Source organism: Providencia sp. PROV255 (assembly GCF_028478065.1).
In the GTDB taxonomy this organism is placed as follows: domain Bacteria; phylum Pseudomonadota; class Gammaproteobacteria; order Enterobacterales; family Enterobacteriaceae; genus Providencia; species Providencia rettgeri.
Genome location: NZ_JAMPMI010000017.1, coordinates 1 through 19,493 on the forward strand (window position 1 = coordinate 1; position 19,493 = coordinate 19,493).

18 protein-coding genes are annotated in these 19,493 nt (G+C 38.2%); 9 read left to right on the plus strand and 9 right to left on the minus strand.

What is annotated here, in order from left to right; translation table 11 throughout:
* Positions 1–266: phage tail fiber protein (locus PR725_RS15870; protein ID WP_442959436.1), on the plus strand; the 266-nt coding region annotated here is incomplete at its 5' end.
* A gap of 160 nt (positions 267–426) precedes the next feature.
* The gene (locus PR725_RS15875; protein WP_222959759.1) at positions 427–1,158 is read left to right on the plus strand and encodes a carbonic anhydrase; all 732 of its coding nucleotides are present in this window, start codon (positions 427–429) and stop codon (positions 1,156–1,158) included.
* Positions 1,159–1,206: 48 nt separating this feature from the next.
* Here the strand turns inward: PR725_RS15875 and PR725_RS15880 are convergent, their stop codons facing one another.
* The 9 genes from PR725_RS15880 to ybfF all read right to left on the minus strand — a co-directional run bounded on the left by PR725_RS15880 (position 1,207) and on the right by ybfF (position 10,886).
* A complete protein-coding gene (locus PR725_RS15880) occupies positions 1,207–1,335 on the minus strand; it encodes a hypothetical protein (RefSeq protein ID WP_272569746.1) in 129 nt (42 codons plus the stop codon).
* A 205-nt stretch (positions 1,336–1,540) separates the two neighbouring features.
* Positions 1,541–1,840 carry an HdeA/HdeB family chaperone gene (locus tag PR725_RS15885; protein WP_213942605.1) on the minus strand — a complete coding sequence of 100 codons (300 nt, stop codon included), beginning with the start codon at positions 1,838–1,840 and terminating at the stop codon, positions 1,541–1,543.
* A gap of 583 nt (positions 1,841–2,423) precedes the next feature.
* Positions 2,424–3,521: a sodium-potassium/proton antiporter ChaA gene (gene chaA / locus PR725_RS15890; protein ID WP_272569748.1), complete on the minus strand. Its 1,098-nt coding sequence runs from the start codon at positions 3,519–3,521 to the stop codon at positions 2,424–2,426.
* A gap of 316 nt (positions 3,522–3,837) precedes the next feature.
* The gene (locus PR725_RS15895) at positions 3,838–4,050 is read right to left on the minus strand and encodes a helix-turn-helix domain-containing protein (RefSeq protein ID WP_213637441.1); all 213 of its coding nucleotides are present in this window, start codon (positions 4,048–4,050) and stop codon (positions 3,838–3,840) included.
* Complete coding sequence (locus tag PR725_RS15900) at positions 4,028–4,297, minus strand: hypothetical protein (RefSeq protein ID WP_272569751.1); 270 nt, start codon at positions 4,295–4,297, stop codon at positions 4,028–4,030. The genes PR725_RS15895 and PR725_RS15900 overlap by 23 nt, the downstream gene beginning before the upstream one ends.
* A 198-nt stretch (positions 4,298–4,495) precedes the next feature.
* Positions 4,496–6,427 carry a type I secretion system permease/ATPase gene (locus PR725_RS15905; protein ID WP_272569753.1) on the minus strand — a complete coding sequence of 644 codons (1,932 nt, stop codon included), beginning with the start codon at positions 6,425–6,427 and terminating at the stop codon, positions 4,496–4,498.
* A gap of 3 nt (positions 6,428–6,430) precedes the next feature.
* Positions 6,431–7,759, minus strand: coding sequence for an HlyD family type I secretion periplasmic adaptor subunit (locus tag PR725_RS15910; RefSeq protein WP_004909537.1), 1,329 nt, complete (start codon positions 7,757–7,759; stop codon positions 6,431–6,433).
* Positions 7,756–9,861, minus strand: a complete 2,106-nt coding sequence (locus tag PR725_RS15915; protein WP_123382114.1) for a peptidase domain-containing ABC transporter — start codon at positions 9,859–9,861, stop codon at positions 7,756–7,758. The genes PR725_RS15910 and PR725_RS15915 overlap by 4 nt, the downstream gene beginning before the upstream one ends.
* Positions 9,862–10,103: 242 nt before the next feature.
* Positions 10,104–10,886 (minus strand): esterase, encoded by a 783-nt coding sequence (gene ybfF / locus PR725_RS15920; protein WP_110731824.1) that lies wholly within the window; start codon positions 10,884–10,886, stop codon positions 10,104–10,106.
* A gap of 324 nt (positions 10,887–11,210) precedes the next feature.
* On the opposite strand from ybfF, the gene seqA reads away from it, so the two are divergent.
* The 7 genes from seqA (at position 11,211) to ihfB (ending at position 19,287) form a co-directional block, all read left to right on the plus strand.
* A complete protein-coding gene (seqA, locus tag PR725_RS15925; RefSeq protein WP_109911042.1) occupies positions 11,211–11,756 on the plus strand; it encodes a replication initiation negative regulator SeqA in 546 nt (181 codons plus the stop codon).
* A gap of 56 nt (positions 11,757–11,812) precedes the next feature.
* Positions 11,813–13,447 carry a phosphoglucomutase (alpha-D-glucose-1,6-bisphosphate-dependent) gene (gene pgm, locus PR725_RS15930; RefSeq protein WP_109911043.1) on the plus strand — a complete coding sequence of 545 codons (1,635 nt, stop codon included), beginning with the start codon at positions 11,813–11,815 and terminating at the stop codon, positions 13,445–13,447.
* A gap of 288 nt (positions 13,448–13,735) precedes the next feature.
* A complete protein-coding gene (gene serC / locus PR725_RS15935) occupies positions 13,736–14,827 on the plus strand; it encodes a 3-phosphoserine/phosphohydroxythreonine transaminase (RefSeq protein ID WP_272569758.1) in 1,092 nt (363 codons plus the stop codon).
* Between the two features lie 120 nt (positions 14,828–14,947).
* Positions 14,948–16,225, plus strand: coding sequence for a 3-phosphoshikimate 1-carboxyvinyltransferase (gene aroA / locus PR725_RS15940; protein ID WP_109911045.1), 1,278 nt, complete (start codon positions 14,948–14,950; stop codon positions 16,223–16,225).
* A gap of 187 nt (positions 16,226–16,412) precedes the next feature.
* The gene (cmk, locus tag PR725_RS15945) at positions 16,413–17,096 is read left to right on the plus strand and encodes a (d)CMP kinase (RefSeq protein ID WP_004909557.1); all 684 of its coding nucleotides are present in this window, start codon (positions 16,413–16,415) and stop codon (positions 17,094–17,096) included.
* 173 nt (positions 17,097–17,269) lie between these two features.
* Entirely contained in the window at positions 17,270–18,943 is a 1,674-nt protein-coding gene (rpsA, locus tag PR725_RS15950; protein ID WP_004909559.1) for a 30S ribosomal protein S1, read from the plus strand.
* Positions 18,944–18,999: 56 nt separating this feature from the next.
* Positions 19,000–19,287: an integration host factor subunit beta gene (ihfB, locus tag PR725_RS15955; RefSeq protein WP_004256221.1), complete on the plus strand. Its 288-nt coding sequence runs from the start codon at positions 19,000–19,002 to the stop codon at positions 19,285–19,287.
* Positions 19,288–19,493 lie beyond the last annotated feature (206 nt).

Consider the following 19,493-nt stretch of genomic DNA (forward strand, 5'->3'; position numbering starts at 1 on the left):
AAGTTTTTGTTTTCCACCAACAGAACGCAGATATGCCAGAACGTTTCCAGAACAAGCGCATTAAGCACTTTGATGAAGAAGGCGTGCCTGTTTACTTCGAAAACTACGAACTTTGTGACGTACCTGAATCGCGCTGGATAGACATGCGTGTCGAAATGCCACCTAACTCCTTCTACAATCAAAAGCAAGCTGAAGCTGAGAGACTCGCTAAGCTGGAAGCAGAGCGATTAGCGCAAGAAGAAGCTGAAATGGATTTAGAAATTTAGACTGATTTCTGGAATAGTATTTTGATTATGGTGGAGTGTAGTATGCTTTATTTTGGTTAAGGTGTACTTTTTACTGAATTAATAAGATAAATCCCAATGCCATTTGTGTGAATCAAAGTGTAGTTTTAAAACTCATATTAACAACTTGAGTTATTATTACATGAGTTATAATAAAACTATATTATGCATTTTGGCTGTTTTTGCTTTTTCATCACAAGCGAATTCATTATGGACTTATGAAGGTAGTGGCGCACCTGAAAACTGGGGGAAATTGAGTGATGAATTTAAAGTTTGTGAAAGTGGATTTAATCAATCACCAATTAACATTGATAACGTTATTGATGGAAAATTAAAGCCATTAGCTATAAATATACATACGCACGCACAAAAAATCGTCAACAATGGGCACTCAATACAAATCAATGTTAATGATGACGATGATTTTTCTATTGATGGGGCAACTTATCAATTAAAGCAATTTCACTTTCATAGCCCAAGTGAAAATGAAATAAAAGGTAAACAATATCCACTGGAGCTGCATTTTGTTCATTCCAAAGATGATGGAGGAGTTGCAGTACTAGCAATCATGTTAGAGGAAGGTGACGCTAACCCAGCTATAGAGCAAGTATTGAGTAATATACCAAAAGAAAAAAATCAGGAAAAAGAGTTAGGTAAAAGTATCGACTTAACAGCACTTTATCCAGATGATAAAAGCTATTACCGTTTTAGTGGTTCTTTAACCACTCCGCCGTGTACTGAAGGTGTAGTATGGTTAGTCATGAAGCAGCCTATAAATGCATCAAGAGAACAAATAAAGAAATTTCAACAAGCTCTGGAGCATTCAAATAATCGGCCAATCCAGCCTTTACATGGTAGGTTGATTGTGAATTGATATAAGCTTTAATATGATGCGCCAGCTATAGTAGTTGGCGCACTTAGATCACTTATCAAAATATTCCACTTCGGCTTCTTGGGTTTCAGGAAGCCAATCACCATCGTTAAATATCTCTTCCAGCGTTTCTTCAATATACGTTTTCTTCTCATTCTTCCCAAGAACACCGATAAACACGTTATCTTGAGTACTCCAGTTTATATCGATATTTAGATCGGAGTATTAACGCAAGAAGAAGCTAAACGCATTACTGAACAAGCGGAAAGGGTAGAGCAGGAAGCTGTAGAACGCAAATAATATGGCCTTGGCGAAAATGATGTATTGTTATAATTGATAATAAAAAAGCCGCAGTTTATTTCCACGGCTTTAAATATCAGACAATTTATTTTTTACTTGCCAGATAATCTTGTAGGGTGCCTTCAGGTTTTTTCTTGCAAAAATCAAGGATTAAAGGGACTTCTGCAACGCTTTGTTCAGATAGTGCTACCCAATCCCCACCTTTAAATTGGGTATCTTGTGATGTTACCCATAATGCAACTGGAGCCCAACTTTTTGGATTTAGGTCCACATATTCTTTACATGTCATATTTTCTGGAATTGAGGTTGTTTTATCGGCAGCAAAAGCGCTAAAGGAGATTGTACTTGCCACTATTACGCAAGCAGAAATTAGTGTTTTATTCATAAATATTCCTTGTTATTTTCCAGTGGTAATACATATTAAATTAACAGGTTTAATCTATTATTAGAAGTAATATCAATAAAGTCAATTAAATTATATTAAAAATAAATAACATCAAAATATAATTATCTTTTATGGATTAATCGAAAGTGATGACTAAATTTACTTAGCTGTATGTATATACAAAAAACAGTAAATTAATAGTTCTTAACTATTCTTAATGAGGTTTTTGTGTGAATACTAAAAGTTTAGTGTCAATATTCATAGGCTAGGATTAAAAGTCTAAGATGTAGCACAGGGTATACGGCAAATGATTCTTTTGAAGTGATTGGTTGTGAAAATGAATAAAAAGTATATTGGTATCAGTGGGGTATAATTGATATTGATACATTATTGTCAATGCATAAAAATAGATATAAATGTAGAACAATTTTTAAGTGATTAATAAAATAACTAATGAGTTTGATGATTATAATGTAAATACGTAGGTTATTGAAATTAGTTAAAATATAGTTAGGGTGTTTATCACTAGCAAATTTAAATCCCAGCTCTTGCAGAGTGGGATTTAAATACTATCAATAAATAATTAATAAATTATCGTTAATATATAGCCAATGAATATAGTTAATAATGAGGCTCCATTTAAAATATTGGTTTTTCCTGATGAAAATGAAATGTGACATAGAACTAAGGTGGTAGTTAGTATTATAATTTGAGGCAAATCAAGGCCAAAAACAATTTCATTATTAGTAATAATTGAAATTGTTACAACAGCGGGGACTGTAAGAGATATCGTAGCCAATATAGAACCAAAAAATATGTTCATTGCACGTTGTACCTGATTCAATAGTACAGCTTTTATTGCTCCCAAACCTTCTGGTGATAGAATTAATAAGGCAATTAGAAATCCTGTAAATTGCTTTGGTGCGTTGACTGTTGTTAGCAAATAATCAAGATTATTAGCATTCATCTTCGTAACAGAGATAACAGCTGCAAGATGAATAACTAACCATATTGCATGATGTAAGTTACTATGGCTTGAAGGTTTACCATGACTAGGATCTCCATCATCACTTTCGTCTTCATACTCATATACAAATAATTGTTTATGTGTTTTTGTCTGTATTATTAAAAATACAAAATATGTTAGAGCAGATATGCATGCTAAAACAATAGATAATTGAGTTATTGAAATTTCTGTATTTTGAACACTAGAAGGAAACACTAGGGTAAGCACTGCTAATGGGATAATTGCGATAAGGTATTGTTTAATACCATTTAAATTAACATATTGCGTAGCAAACTTATAACCACCTAAAAGTAAAGAGAATCCTACCAAACCAGTCATAACTATCATGATTATTGAGTATAGTGTATCTCTCATTAATTGTGGTTCAGATTCACCTGTAGCCATTAATGCGGATATTAAGCCAACTTCTAGAATAACAACCGAAAGGCTCAGAATAAGTGAACCATAAGGCTCACCAAAACGGTGAGCAAGAACGTCAGCATGTCTTACAACACTAAATGCACTTGCTAGTATGGCTATTAACGACATTATATTAATAATAATTGACAAAGATAATGAAGTAGGTGATTGATTAAAAAAAAGAATAATCAAAGAAATTATAGGTAATATTAGTAAGTATTCTTTATGGCGTGTTTTGGTTATTGCTAAATTCATTAAAAGGTCCCCAGTCGTTGTATTAAATTATATTACATTAGTTTTATTATAAATTTCTACTATTTAAGATAATTAGAAGGAGCGATAAAAATAGTTTTATTAATGTTATACATATTAAGTCTAATTGATGTGGTTACAATAGGCGCTTAACTGGACATTAATTTATCTTTATGTACTTTCAATAATCCTACGAGGATGTGCATAATTTTTCAGTGGGAATTGTATAGTAGGGAGGAATAATCACTGTGACGAACGGTGCCGATGCCGAAATTATGACACGAAAATGAAGGGTAAGCAAAAGGCCAAGCAATTTGGCCTAATCTTTGTATTTTTCTATCAAAGTTGATTCTTCAACGGACAACATATCTGCAATAATCATCAAGTCGTCTACATAGATAGATATTTCGCCATTTTCACACTTTATATAGTCGACCTCGGAAATAGTGAGATTTTTTGCAATTTCCGATGTTGATATGTTTTGGGATAAGCGTAAGTGCTTAATAAATTCACCGAGAGTTTTGTTCGACATTTTTTCTATCTTTAGCCTTTTTTAATGACAGATGAAGATATGTTTCAATAAATATTATCACTTTTTGAACCTTTTGTTCATCAGCGAGTTGCCAATCCTGGTTAAGCATAAATTCATCAATCGAAATGCCTTTGCAACCTACATCAGTTCTATAAAAAACATAAATTTTTGATAGCTCGGTGTGAGATGGCTCTCTATTTTCATTGATGCAATTTAGTGCAAGTAAAAGTAACTGAGTGTTGTTCATATGACCTCCTATTATGAGGTTATATGATATGCGGGCATTTGGCGGGTTTATATCAATATTAGTCGGAGTTGTGTTGAAAATATCTGAAGAGTGTGAATGTGACAAAATTGTGTCACAAAATAGAGGATAATCGATAGAAATAGGCAAAAATAAGCAAATCGCAAAAATGCTGGCTGGCTTGTAGTGCGGCTTTGCTAGCTATAAATCGTTAATCAATATTTGCACATCCGGTGACTCGTAATCGAGTGCAGAAGTGGCCTCATCGAGAATTAAGATATCGGGTTCGGTGAGTAATGCACGCGCAAGTGCAATCCTTTGACGTTGACCACCTGAAAGATTGGAGCCTTTTTCTGATAAGGGATAATTAAAATTATCAGTCAATGTCATGATAAATTCATAAGCTCCCGCTAATTTTGCTGCGTGAATCACCTGCTCGTCAGTCGCTTGTGGATGACTCAAACGGATATTTTCTGCGATAGAACCAACGAATAAGGTACTTTCTTGTAATACGACGCTCATTTTTCGGCGTAATGATACGGTATCTGCGACAGCTAAATCCATGCCATCAACAATAACTTGCCCATGTTGTGGGACATAAAGCCGCTGTAATAATTTCGTTAAGGTACTTTTTCCTGAACCTGAGGGGCCAGTAATACCAATAAATTCACCTGCATTAACCATTAAGGATAAATTATTGAGAACTTCAGGTGTATCAGGTTGATAGCGAAAACGGATATTTTGAAACTCTATTTTTCCGTGAATATTTGATGTATTTGCAATCCCTTTACGTTCATTTTCTACCGGTTCATCAAGAATATCTCCCACTCGGCGTAATGAAATAATGGTATGTTGGAAATCTTGCCAAACCTGAGCAAACCGCAATACGGGCTGCGTAACATGTGCACTTAGCATATTAAATGCCACTAATTCGCCAGGAGAAATTCCACCATTTAATACCTCTTTGACACCGACCCACAAAAGGATCGCAGTCGTTATTTTGCTCACAAATGTCATTAATTGAGAGGCTACTTCACTGCGCATTGAGACTTTAAAGCTTTGAGTTAGCTGTTTGCTAAATATTTTTTTCCAACGTTGATTAAAGTATTTTTCTGTTGCGGTTGTTTTGATGGTTTCAATCCCAGTAATACTTTCGGTGAGAAAAGTGAGACCATTTTCATCCGCTTGATAAGATTTTTCAGTTTGCTGGCGAATAATGGGGCCGAGTATCATCCATAAAACAAAAAATACCCCCATTGAGCCCAATAAAATCCAAGCCATCAAACTACTGTAGGAAAATAAAACTGCGACAAAAAGGATGACAAAGATAAAATCAATAAACAGCATCAGTGTTGAGCCCGTTAAAAATTGCCTTATATGGGCTAATTCACGGATTCTGGCAATAATTTTCCCTGTTGGCCTTAACTTAAAATAATTTAACGGTAAGGCCATTAAGTGGCGATAAATTTTCCCTGACAACTCAGCACTGATCTGGCTACTACTATGACTAAAAATTTTATTACGAATAAAACCATATATCGGTTCTGCAACAGCAATGGCAAAAATCGCTAATGCAATGACATGTAAATTTGAGAGACTGCGACCAACTAACACTTTGTCGATTAAATTCTGAAACAACAGCGGGCTAATTAAGGCGAAAAGCTGAATAATGGCAGAGAGAATAAAAATATTTCGTAATTTAACATGTTGTCGCAAAACAGAGGGAATAAACCAGCTAAAGCCAAAGGCCTTTTTTTGCTCTGGCTCTAATTGCTCCTTAATGAGTAATACATCATATTCAGTTTCTTGATGTCCAATAGAGTTATGAATAGGTTTTCGTTCCTCATTAGTAGGGTTAATGAGAATTAATTCATTTTCTTGGCTAATAACTTGCCAAAAACCATCTATATAGATTAAAGCGGGTAAAGGTAGCGTTATTAATTGTGTGTATCGTGCAGTAATAAGCTCGGTTTCATACCCCAATGTATGTGCACACTCTCTAATTTCCCACTCTGTAGGAGATATAGTTTGCATACCAATTGCGTGCCTGAGTTGATCTGATGAAACATTGTTTTGGTAATATTTAGCCACCCAAACTAAGGCATCCAAGCCATGATTATTAAACTGTTCCATCGATTATTTTTCTCTCATCGCGTTTGAGGTGTATTCATTAATAGGGCTAAGCAAGTAGTCAATAATACGGCGTTTATCCGTTTTTATTTCTGCCACAATGGATAAACCGGGAGTCAGTTCAATAGATTCACCATCAACGGATAGTTCTTTTTGGTTAAGACCAATTTGCCCTAAGAACACTAATCCAAGCTTTTCATCGAGAGTACTGTCGCGCGATATGGAAATCACTTCACCTTCAATCGTGCCATAACGTGTGTAAGGGAATGCATCTATTTTCACCTCTGCTCTCAACCCTTCATGGATGAACCCAATGTCTTTGTTCAAGATTTTAATTTCAGCTAATTGAACATTATTGTTAGGAACAACAGCCATTAGTTGCTGTGCGGGTTGCAATACAGCTCCTAAAGTGTGTGTAGCAAGCTGTTGAATAGTGCCATCAACGGGGGCTCGTATAATTTCTAATTGATTTCTTTCTTTATTTTTTAATAGTTCTTGCTCAAGAGAAGCTCGTTTAAAGTCAGCTTGTTTGTATTTCTCATCCCACTCTTGGTTTTTTTGGGCTTTTATCCGGTCTATTTTTTCATTTAAGGCATGGTGCTGGCTTTTCAGAATTGAAAGCTCAGATAATTTGGTCACTTTTTCTTTTTTAGCGATTAATAGCTCTCGCTCTTGTTCTAAAAATTCCTTTTGACTGATTAACTGTTTTTCAGTTAACGAATGGTGTGCATCGAGGCGTTTTTTGATATTGACAATAAGGGAGTTGATGGTAAGTAATTCATCTTTTCGGGCTTGTTGATTGACGGTATTCAATTGAATTTCATTATTAAGTTCATTCATTAATGAATCAAATTCTAATTTTTGTGTTTGATAGCTAGCCCGCGTGTTGTTTTGCTCTAGTTCAGTTAATTGATTAAATAGAGGTAACTGCTCAATAGGCTGTTGTGAAATCAATGCTTGATAAATTACTATTTCGGCCAAATGGAAGTTGTGTTGATAATTTAAACTTAGAATATCTTGGTCAACACCTAACACATTGACGGTAATTAAAGGATCGCCTTGTTTTACTGTTTGCCCATCAGTAACATGAATATGTTCTAAACGGCTTAATTCAAACGCTTGAATTAATTGTGTTCGCCCTGAAACAATAAGTTTACCCTGCGTGGTGGCTTGAATATCCAACTTACCAAAAAACGACCAAGTCACAGCAAGAAAAATACCCACACTAATAGAAATAGCGACGTAAAGTGCCAAGTAAGATGGGGGAGTTTTTAATATCGCCAAGTGTGAAGGCAAAAAGCTGTTATAACGGTTTTTGTCTAATCGATGTTTCATTTTACGTCCATGTCTGATTTCAGAGACTGCTGTAGAGTCCACAAGTGTTTATAAAAATTACCTTGTTCAATAAGTTGCTGATGGCTACCTTGCTCAATGATTTCACCATGTTGCATCACAATAATCCGCTGGTGATGGCGAATGGTTGATAAGCGGTGAGCAATTGTGATGACGGTTCTTCCTTTGGCAATGAATTGCATATTTTCTTGAATAACTGCTTGGGATTCGTCGTCTAAAGCGCTAGTCGCCTCATCAAAAATAATTACTCTAGGGTTTGAAAGCAGCGTTCTAGCAATTGCAATGCGTTGGCGTTGACCGCCAGAAAGAGATGATCCCCCCTCAGCAAGAACAGTGTCGTAGCCTTTGGGTAATTTCAAAATAAATTCATGTGCTCCCGCCATTTTGGCAGCATGAACCACTTCATCCATGGAGGCATTAGGTGAGGTTTGAGCAATATTATGAAAAACAGATTGGCTGAATAAGAAATTCTCTTGCAACACAATACCAATTTGCTGACGAAGAGAGTGTAAGTTAATCGCGGATATGGGAGTGCCATCCACAAATATGGTTCCACTTTCAGGGGTATAAAGCCGTAGTAATAATTTAGCAAGAGTGCTCTTGCCTGACCCTGATGTGCCAACAATGCCAATGGTTTCTCCCGCTGCAATATTTAAATTAAAGTTTTTTAGAACAAACGGCATGTTCGGTTGGTAGCGGAACGAGATATTTTTTAGGTTTAAATGCCCTTGAAGAGGTAATTTATTTTCTTGCTGAGATTGTTCGATGGGTAAGTTGATAATCTGGGAAAGTTTTTCGATAGCGACGCTCGTGCGAATATAGTCTCCCCATAGCTTGGTCAGTTTGATGAGAGGCTGGTTAGCATGGTTAACCATCATATAAAAAGCAATAAGTTGGCCAATTGTCATCTGCAATGCTAAAACTTCAGAGGCACCAACCCATAATACAATCGCACTGGTAATTTTTTCGATAGCCATTACGAGATGCTCGGAACGGGAGCTAATTTGTCCTGCTACAAAGTTAGTTTGGCTCATATCTGAGGTTTGACCATCCCAGCGACGCGTAAAATTCGGTTCGACGGATAAACTTTTGGCGGTTTCTATCCCATTAATACTTTCGGTCAAAAAAGAGGTATTAATGGCGATATTAGTAAACTGTTGCTGTGCGGCAGACTCGATTTTAGGCGTTAGCCACCAAGCCAATAAAAGATAAAAAGGAATAGAGCACAAAAATATTATTGTGAGTGTTGTGGATATTAAATTCATCACGAAAATGAATACAAATAAAAACAACACATCAACACATAGCGTGAAAAAACTACTGGTTAAAAATTCGCGAATAGTTTCGAGCTCTTTTACGCGAGTGACAATCGCGCCTATTTGCCTACTTTTAAAAAAGGGAATAGGCAATCTCAATAAATGATTAACTAGCTTTAAGCCGAGTGTCATATCAATACGGTTAACTGTATGATGGTAAATATATTCACGTAACCCTTTTAACGTTACTTCTATTAGTGCAGCAACCATTAACCCAAAAATTAAAACGTCCAAGGTGACTAAGCTATTATGAACGAGCACCTTATCCATAATCACTTGCATAACAATAGGGGAGACTAATGCGAGGATTTGCAATATAAATGAAAAAAATAAAACCCACAAAATAATGGATTTGTATTTCATAAATTCAGCTTGGAACCAAGTGATGTCAAATTGCCCTTGTTTAAGGCTTACCTGTAACCAATGGCCACTCCATTGTTGGTTTAGCTCGTCAATGCTCCATATCTCTGGCGGTTTATTCCCAAATTGCTGAATGAGAACTTGTTCTTGATTGCGGTTAGCTAATAGAAAAGCTTCGCTTTTGGTATTATATAAAATTGCTGGGCAAACGATTTTAGCTATATTTTTATCTTTCTGATATTTATTCCTACAGCGAATGTTGTGTTTCGATTTAATAATGTTAATTTTTTCATTATAACCAATAGATTGATTGAGTGTTTGTTCTAGTTCTTTAGGATTTACTTGCCCTGATAACTTAGCAATGACACTAATGAAATATAATGTTGATTTTGATTTTAGACTATCCATTTTCTATATTAATAAATTCCTTAAGTTATTTGAATTTTTAAATCCAAACTTGCATTAATAAAATATGCACTAGATAGTAATAAGGTAGTGTAGAATTTGGATAATACAGGGTTTATAATTCGCTGTGTATTGAAGTTAGTCTTATTGTGTAATTAATAAAGTAATTATATTTAACTACAAATATATTTAAAGATATTGAAAAGATACATGTCTTTCCAATATCTATATTTAAATATGATTAATTATTCAGGATCAGGAATAGATAAAAAGCGATGGATAGCTCTTAATACATGGTCTGGTTTTTCTGCATGAACCCAGTGGCCCGTATCGGCGACAACCCATGCTTTGGCTTGTGGAAATTGTTGCGCTATTTGCTCTTTATATTCCGCTTGCACATAAGGGGAGTTTCCTCCGGGGATTAACAATACGGGTTTATTCCAAGCGGGTACGGTTTCCCAACCAATAATATGTTCATAATTCGCTTTGAGGGCAGGCAAATTAAATTTCCATTCACCTTGTTTAAAAGATTTAAGCAGAAATTGGATAACGCCATCTTCGTTAATATAATTACGCATAATCACGGTAGCTTCTTGGCGAGTTTTCGCATTTTTTTCCGTGACGGCATCAAGAGCCGCAAATATTTTATCATGACGACGGACTTGGTAAGCGACAGGCGCCATATCAATAGCAACGATGCTATCAATAAAATTAGGGGCGATTGCAGTTGCAGCCATGGCTATTTTGCCACCCATTGAGTGACCAATTAAAATAGCATTTTCGTACCCTAAAGATTTTATTAATGTAATAACATCTTGGGCCATTTGCTGGTAACTCATTTGCTCATCACGGAATGAGTCACCGTGATTACGAACATCAATTTGAATCGTATCGAAATATTGTTGTAAATTACGACCTAAAACACCTAAGTTATTGAGGTCACCAAATAACCCATGTATGAGTACTATAGGGCTATTTGAGATTGGATTTTCAGGTTTATGGATAGTATGGTTAAGTAACACAGTCATATTTATTTGATCAATTCGTCAGTGGTACATGTGGTCTTATCATGTCACGGCTCTGAGTAAAATCCAAATGGTCGAATAAACTGCGATCCTGGCTAAGGTAAGTTAATAGTCGATAACTAGGAGGTTTATAGCCAATAAATTTCAGAAAATTGAATTCGCTCACGGAAGTAAAATATTGAAATTAATGGCATGATAACCCACTGAATTATCTTTGAACTTAGAAAAGTGTTTACTTTAAGTTATTGAAATTTTAATTGTTTTGTTTTTTTTAAATCTGTCTTATAATCACACCGCAAATTTTAGTTAAATAAGTACTGGGAAAAAATGAAAACGATAGAAGTTGATGAAGAGCTTTACCGCTATATTGCGAGCCATACACAGCATATCGGTGAAAGTGCATCGGATATTTTGCGCCGTATGTTAAATTTCAAATCCGGGCAGCCAGTACAAGCAAAAGAAATTAGTCAGGAACATGCCGTCATTAAGGCTGAACCTGCGATGAGTACACCCGCTGTTGCATTAAATCCTGTTAGAGTCATTAGAGAGCTTCTGTTATCTGACGCTTATGCAGAAAAAAGTAAAGCGATTGACCGCTTTATGTTGATTTTATCTACCTTATATAGTTTAGATTCAAATCGTTTTGCGAGTGCAACAGAGTTAATGCATGGCCGAACTCGTATTTATTTTGCTGGTGATGAGCAAACATTACTTGCAGCTGGCAAGCAATCTAAGCCGCGTCATATACCAGGAACACCCTATTGGGTGATCACAAATACGAATACTAATCGTAAGCGTAGTATGGTTGATGCAATCATGCAGGAAATGCAATTTCCAGCCAATGTGATTGAAAAAGTTTGTAATACTATTTAAAAACTGACAGGCCACTGGTGTTGATAACAAAGCATCAGTGCTTTGGGAGAAAACAAGTGACAATACATGAACGTGCAGGGCAGCTTCCGTTTCAAAGTGACTTGATCAATGTCGCTCAATTAACCGCTCAATATTATACGCAGCAACCACAACCTGGAAATGCATCTCAGGCTGTTAAGTTTGGAACATCAGGGCATCGCGGTAGCTCATTGCGTAAAAACTTTAATGAAAACCATATACTAGCCATTGCACAAGCAATTGCTGATTTACGCAAAAAGCAAGGCGTAACAGGCCCTTGCTTTGTGGGCAAAGACACCCATGCGTTATCAGAAGCGGCATTTATGACTGTGGTTGAAGTGTTAGCGGCAAATCAGGTTCATGTTATTGTTCAGGAGAATAATGGGTTTACTCCAACTCCAGCTATCTCTCATGCTATCTTAAGTTATAACCAATCACACCAAGATATTGCAGATGGCATTGTGATTACACCATCACATAACCCACCTGAAGATGGCGGTATTAAATACAACCCAGCAAATGGCGGGCCGGCTGATACCGATTTAACCTCTGTGATTGAGAAAAATGCCAACCAATTGCTAGCCAATAACCTCGAAGGTGTAAAACGAGTCAGTTTTGATACAGCAATGACAAGCGAATATGTGACCCAGCAAGACTTAATCATGCCTTATGTCTGTGCATTGGGTGATGTTGTTGATATGCAAGCAATTGCTAAGTCAGGTTTAAAAATTGGTGTTGACCCTCTAGGCGGCTCCGGTATTGAATATTGGAAAAAAATTGCAGAATATTATCAACTCGATATTGAAATCGTAAACGACCAACTCGACCAAACTTTCCGCTTTATGCCACTTGACCATGATGGTGTTATTCGCATGGATTGCTCATCAAGTTGGGCGATGGCGGGTTTGCTTGGGATGAAAGAAAAATTTGATCTTGCGTTTGCCAATGACCCAGATTACGACCGTCATGGCATCGTCACGCCAGATGGGCTAATGAATCCTAATCACTATCTTGCTGTTGCTATTGATTATTTATTTCAACATCGTCCTCAATGGGGTAAAGATGTTGCCGTCGGAAAAACATTGGTCTCGAGCGCCATGATTGACCGTGTGGTTAATGACATCGGTCGTGAACTAGTCGAAGTACCTGTAGGGTTCAAATGGTTTGTTGATGGCTTATTTAGCGGTAAATTAGGTTTTGGTGGCGAAGAAAGCGCTGGAGCATCGTTCTTAAAATTTGATGGCACACCGTGGTCAACGGATAAAGACGGTATCATTCTTTGCCTACTCGCAGCTGAAATTACGGCTGTTACAGGTGAAAATCCTCAACAACGTTATAATAATCTCGCTAAGAAATTCGGCGCGCCGATTTATAACCGTATCCAAGCGAAAGCCACTCACGAAGAAAAAGTAAAGCTAAGTAAATTATCACCTGAAATGGTTGCAGCAGATACATTGGCGGGAGATAAAATTACACAGCGTTTAACCGCTGCGCCAGGTAACAATGCACCAATCGGCGGTTTAAAAATCATGACGGATTATGGCTGGTTTGCAGCAAGGCCATCAGGCACGGAAGAAGCCTATAAAATTTATTGTGAAAGTTTCCGTGGTGAAGAGCATTTACGTCAAATAGAAAAAGAAGCGATTGAAATCGTAAGCAAAGTTATTCGCTAATTTTTAATCCTCAATAAAAGACATATTCAATGAATATCCCGAAATACAGCGCAATGACGTAATTCGGGATATTATCGCTTATTTATTGTTAATTTCTCCATAAAATGATGCTTGTTGAGAGTGTGACAAGATTAACAAAATTCTTTTCCTCATTATCAAAAAATAACCCCTCTTTCTTTTTTGGACTTGCTGACAATAACCGTTGCAGCTAAAGGCTTGGAGTGGTACAACTTTAACTATCTGAGTGAATTTTATTAACCATAATTGAAGATGGATAGGGTGAGGTCAATGAGTCAGGTTTATAATTTCAGTGCAGGTCCAGCTATGCTACCTGTTGAAGTCATGCGTCGTGCTGAACAAGAATTTTGTAATTGGAAGGGGTTAGGCGTTTCTGTGATGGAAGTGAGTCACCGCGGAAAAGACTTTGTCGAAGTGGCAACAGAAGCAGAGCAAAATCTACGTGATTTATTAAACATCCCTGATAACTATAAAGTTTTATTTTGTCACGGCGGGGCACGGGCCCATTTTGCAACGTTACCAATGAATTTATTAGGTGATAAAACGACAGCAGACTATATTGTAAGCGGCTATTGGTCCGAGTCTGCAGCAAAAGAAGCTGAAAAATACTGCTCTCCTAATGTGATTCAAATTACTGAAGAAAAAGACGGTGTAGTGAGTTTAAAACCCATGAAAGAATGGCCATTAAGTGATGATGCAGCTTATGTCCATTATTGCCCAAATGAAACCATAGGCGGTTTAGCTATTCATGAGGAACCTGACTTCCCTGAAGATAAAATTATTGTTGCTGACTATTCCTCTTCTATCTTATCTAAACCGATTGATGTAAGCCGTTATGGTGTAATTTATGCAGGGGCTCAAAAAAATATTGGGCCAGCAGGACTAACTATCGTTATTATCCGAGAAGACCTACTCGGTAAAGCTTCACCTCAGACTCCATCCGTATTTGATTACACGGTATTAGCAAAACATGATTCAATGTTTAATACTCCACCGACTTTCGCTTGGTATCTCGCAGGTATGGTCTTCAAATGGTTAAAAGAGCAAGGCGGTTTGCAAGAAATGGTTAAGCGTAATTATGAAAAATCACAATTACTCTACAATGCAATTGATGATAGCCAGTTCTATATTAACCGTGTTGCGGTTGAAAACCGTTCTTGGATGAATGTACCGTTCCAAATGCAAAACCCAACTCTTGATGCGAAATTTATTGAAGAAGCCAAAGAACAAGGCTTACTTTCGCTGAAAGGCCACAAAGTGGCTGGTGGTATGCGCGCATCAATCTATAATGCGATGCCATTAGCGGGAGTTCAGGCTTTGGTTGATTTTATGGCTGATTTCGAACGTCATAACGCTCAATAACGAGATTTGCCGACTGAAATAGGATGTTCAGTCGGTTATTTGTGCTCTTAGCATTTGACTTAAAAGAAAATAGAGCCAAATTTTATTTACTTGCAAACTTCACTGGAGAAACTGCTTTTTATGCAATCCCTGACATTACAACCTATTCCTTCAATTAACGGCACAATTAATTTGCCAGGGTCAAAAAGTGTCTCAAACCGCGCACTGTTATTAGCAGCGATGGCTAAAGGAACGACCACACTCACTAATTTATTGGACAGTGATGATATTCGCCATATGCTGAATGCATTAACCCAGTTAGGTGTTAGCTACCAACTGTCTGAAGATAAAACACGTTGTCGTGTGGAAGGTTTAGGTGGAAATTTATCTCATCCAGATGAGCTAGAAATCTTTTTAGGCAATGCGGGAACGGCAATGCGCCCACTGACTGCAGCACTATCACTAAGCCGTAATAATATTATTTTAACGGGTGAGCCTCGCATGAAAGAGCGCCCAATTGGGCATTTGGTTGATGCGCTGAGGGAAGGCGGTGCAGAGATTGAATATTTGGAACAAGAGAATTACCCACCACTACGTTTAAAAGGTGGTTTTATCGGTGGCCAAATTTCAGTCGATGGGTCTGTTTCCAGCCAGTTTTTAACTGCGCTGTTAATGGCGGCACCGCGTGCAGAGCAAGACACAACAATTACAATTATTGGCGAGTTAGTCTCCAAACCTTACATTGATATCACATTAGCATTAATGAAAACGTTCGGTGTTAATGTCGAAAATCATCAATATGAATATTTCGTTATCAAAGGGCAGCAACAATACCAATCACCAGGCGAATATTTAGTGGAAGGTGATGCTTCATCAGCGTCTTATTTCCTCGCTGCGGCCGCCATTAAGGGGGGCGTGGTCCGAGTCACAGGAATTGGGCGCAATAGTTTGCAAGGGGACACTAAATTCGCCAATGTATTAGAAAAAATGGGGGCGACTATTCGTTGGGGTGATGACTACGTTGAATGTGAACGCGGAACATTGACGGGCATTGACATGGATATGAATGCGATTCCTGATGCGGCAATGACCATTGGCACCGTCGCTTTATTTGCTGAAGGCGAAACAGTGATACGTAATATCTATAACTGGCGAGTAAAAGAGACCGACAGGTTATATGCGATGGCGACAGAGCTAAGAAAGGTTGGCGCTGAAGTGGAAGAAGGGCATGATTATATACGTGTGGTCCCACCGAAAAAATTACAACATGCTGAAATTGAAACCTATAACGACCATCGTATTGCAATGTGTTTTTCATTAGTTGCATTATCAGATACGCCAGTAACAATTTTGGATCCGGGCTGCACGGCAAAAACATTTCCTGATTACTTCGAACAGCTGGCACGTTTAAGTCATTAATTTATTGATTAGGTTGATATTACTTTGTTTGATATCAACCTAATTTTTATGGTTCAAATATCAATTTTTTCTTATTTTTTAGCAATCATCAGAACCTGCTTATTTCACAAATCTACTGAATTGGTATAATACTTTCACAGATTTTAATTGCGGGTAGCTCGGCTATTTGCAGAAAAGGAGATTTTTTATGGTGGCGATAGCCCCTGTAATCACCGTTGATGGACCAAGCGGAGCAGGTAAAGGTACACTTTGCCAAGCATTAGCAAACGAATTTGGGTGGCAACTTTTAGACTCAGGCGCAATTTATCGTGTATTAGCGTTAGCTGCGTTACATCACCATGTTGATATCCAATCCGAAGATGCGTTAGTTCCTTTGGCTGCAAATTTAGATGTGAAATTTGTTCCTGAAGACAATGTACTGAAAGTCATTCTGGAAGGGGAAGATGTTTCAAATCAAATTAGAACCGAAACAGTAGGAAATACGGCATCCCAAACAGCAACTTTTCCTCGCGTACGTGAAGCTTTACTTCGACGCCAACGTGCATTTAGAACATTACCTGGGCTTATTGCTGATGGCCGTGATATGGGAACGGTGGTTTTCCCCGATGCACCGGTAAAAATTTTTCTTGATGCCTCAGCTGAAGAACGGGCTCATCGGCGGATGAAGCAGTTGCAAGAGAAAGGTTTTGATGTTAATTTTGAACGTCTTTTGAGCGAAATTGAAGAACGTGATTTTCGTGATCGTAACCGTTCTGTTGCCCCCCTTATTGCCGCGAAAGACGCATTAGTGCTGGATTCCACAAGTATGTCTATTGGGGAAGTTATTGAAAAAGCACACACCTATGCAAAAAAAATTCTACAATTATCGTGATAATAGGCTTTATTTTAGCTTATAATTAGATAATATACGCAGTTATCGCTATGTGATTATATTATTAGCATAGCATCAACCTTGCGACATGGAATGTTGTGGGGTATGTGAAACAACCCCATTTGGCGGGAAGCTAAGTGGACGTTAATTTAAAACTCTTGAAGATCATTAATATGACTGAATCTTTTGCTCAACTCTTTGAAGAATCCCTGCAGAATATTGAAACTCGTCCTGGTTCTATCGTCCGTGGTACTGTTGTTGCCATCGATAAAGACGTAGTCCTTGTTGACGCAGGTCTTAAATCAGAATCTGCTATCCCAGTAGAACAGTTCAAAAATGCTCAGGGTGAGCTAGAAATCCAAGTTGGCGATGAAATCGATGTAGCTCTGGATGCAGTAGAAGATGGTTTCGGTGAAACTATCCTGTCTCGTGAGAAAGCTAAACGTCATGAAGCATGGCTGATGCTGGAAAAAGCTTACGAAGAAGCTGAAACTGTAACTGGTGTTATCAACGGTAAAGTTAAAGGTGGTTTCACTGTTGAACTGAACGGTATTCGTGCGTTCTTACCAGGTTCACTGGTTGATGTACGTCCAGTTCGTGATACTACTCACTTGGAAGGCAAAGAGCTTGAGTTCAAAGTAATCAAGCTGGATCAGAAACGCAACAACGTTGTTGTTTCTCGTCGTGCTGTAATTGAATCTGAAAGCAGCGCTGAGCGCGATCAACTGCTGGAAAATCTGCAAGAAGGCATGGAAGTTAAAGGTATCGTTAAGAACCTTACTGACTACGGTGCATTCGTTGATCTGGGCGGTGTTGACGGCCTGCTGCATATCACTGACATGGCTTGGAAACGTGTTAAACACCCAAGCGAAATCGTCAACGTTGGTGATGAAATCAATGTTAAAGTTCTGAAATTCGACCGTGAGCGCACTCGTGTTTCTCTGGGTCTGAAACAACTGGGCGAAGATCCTTGGGTCGCAATCGCTAAACGTTACCCAGAAGGTACTAAACTGACTGGTCGCGTTACTAACCTGACTGACTATGGCTGCTTCGTAGAAATCGAAGAAGGCGTTGAAGGTCTGGTTCACGTTTCAGAAATGGATTGGACTAACAAAAACATTCACCCATCTAAAGTTGTTAACGTTGGTGATGTTGTTGAAGTTATGGTTCTGGATATCGATGAAGAACGTCGTCGTATCTCACTGGGCCTGAAACAGTGCAAATCTAACCCATGGCAGCAATTTGCTGAGACTCACAACAAAGGCGACCGCGTTGAAGGTAAAATCAAGTCTATCACTGACTTCGGTATCTTCATTGGTCTGGACGGCGGCATCGATGGCCTGGTTCACCTGTCTGACATCTCCTGGAACGTTGCAGGCGAAGAAGCAGTTCGTGAATACAAAAAAGGTGATGAAATCGCAGCTGTTGTTCTGCAAGTCGACGCAGAGCGTGAGCGTATTTCTTTAGGTGTTAAACAGTTAGCTGAAGATCCATTCAATAACTACTTAGCAGCAACTAAGAAAGGCGCAATCGTGACTGGTAAAGTAATCGCAGTTGATGCTAAAGGTGCAACTGTTGAGCTGACACTGGGCGTTGAAGGTTACCTGCGTGCATCAGAAGCTTCACGTGACCGTGTTGAAGATGCAACTCTGGTTCTGAACGTTGGTGATGATGTTGAAGCTAAATACACTGGTGTTGATCGTAAAAACCGTGTAATCAACCTGTCTGTTCGCGCTAAAGACGAAGCTGATGAGAAAGACGCTGTCGCAGCTGTGAACAAACAAGAAGATACAGCATTCGGCAACAATGCTATGGCTGAAGCTTTCAAAGCAGCTAAAGGCGAATAATTAAGTGGGGACAACAGTAGTGTTGTCCCTTTGTAACGGTAGTTTAGGGAGGTACTATGACCAAGTCTGAATTAATTGAAAGACTGGCTAGCCAGCAGTCTCATCTTTCAGCAAAAACCGTTGAGGAAGCTGTAAAGGAAATTCTTGAGCATATGGCGGATACGTTAGCTAACGGTGAACGTATTGAAGTCCGTGGTTTCGGCAGTTTTTCTCTTCACTACCGTGCTCCACGCGTTGGCCGTAACCCGAAAACTGGTGATAAAGTGGAACTAGAAGGTAAATATGTTCCTCATTTTAAACCAGGTAAAGAATTACGTGATCGTGTAAATATTTACGGCCAATAATTAGGCTGTAAATCTTAATTATTACATCAAAACAGTGCTTGTATTCTATACGGCACTGTTTTTTATATCTAACCAACACCAACACCAACACCAACACCAACACCAACACCAACACCAACACCAACACCAACACCAACACCAACACCAACACCAACACCAACACCAACACCAACACCAACACCAACACCAACACCAACAACAACACC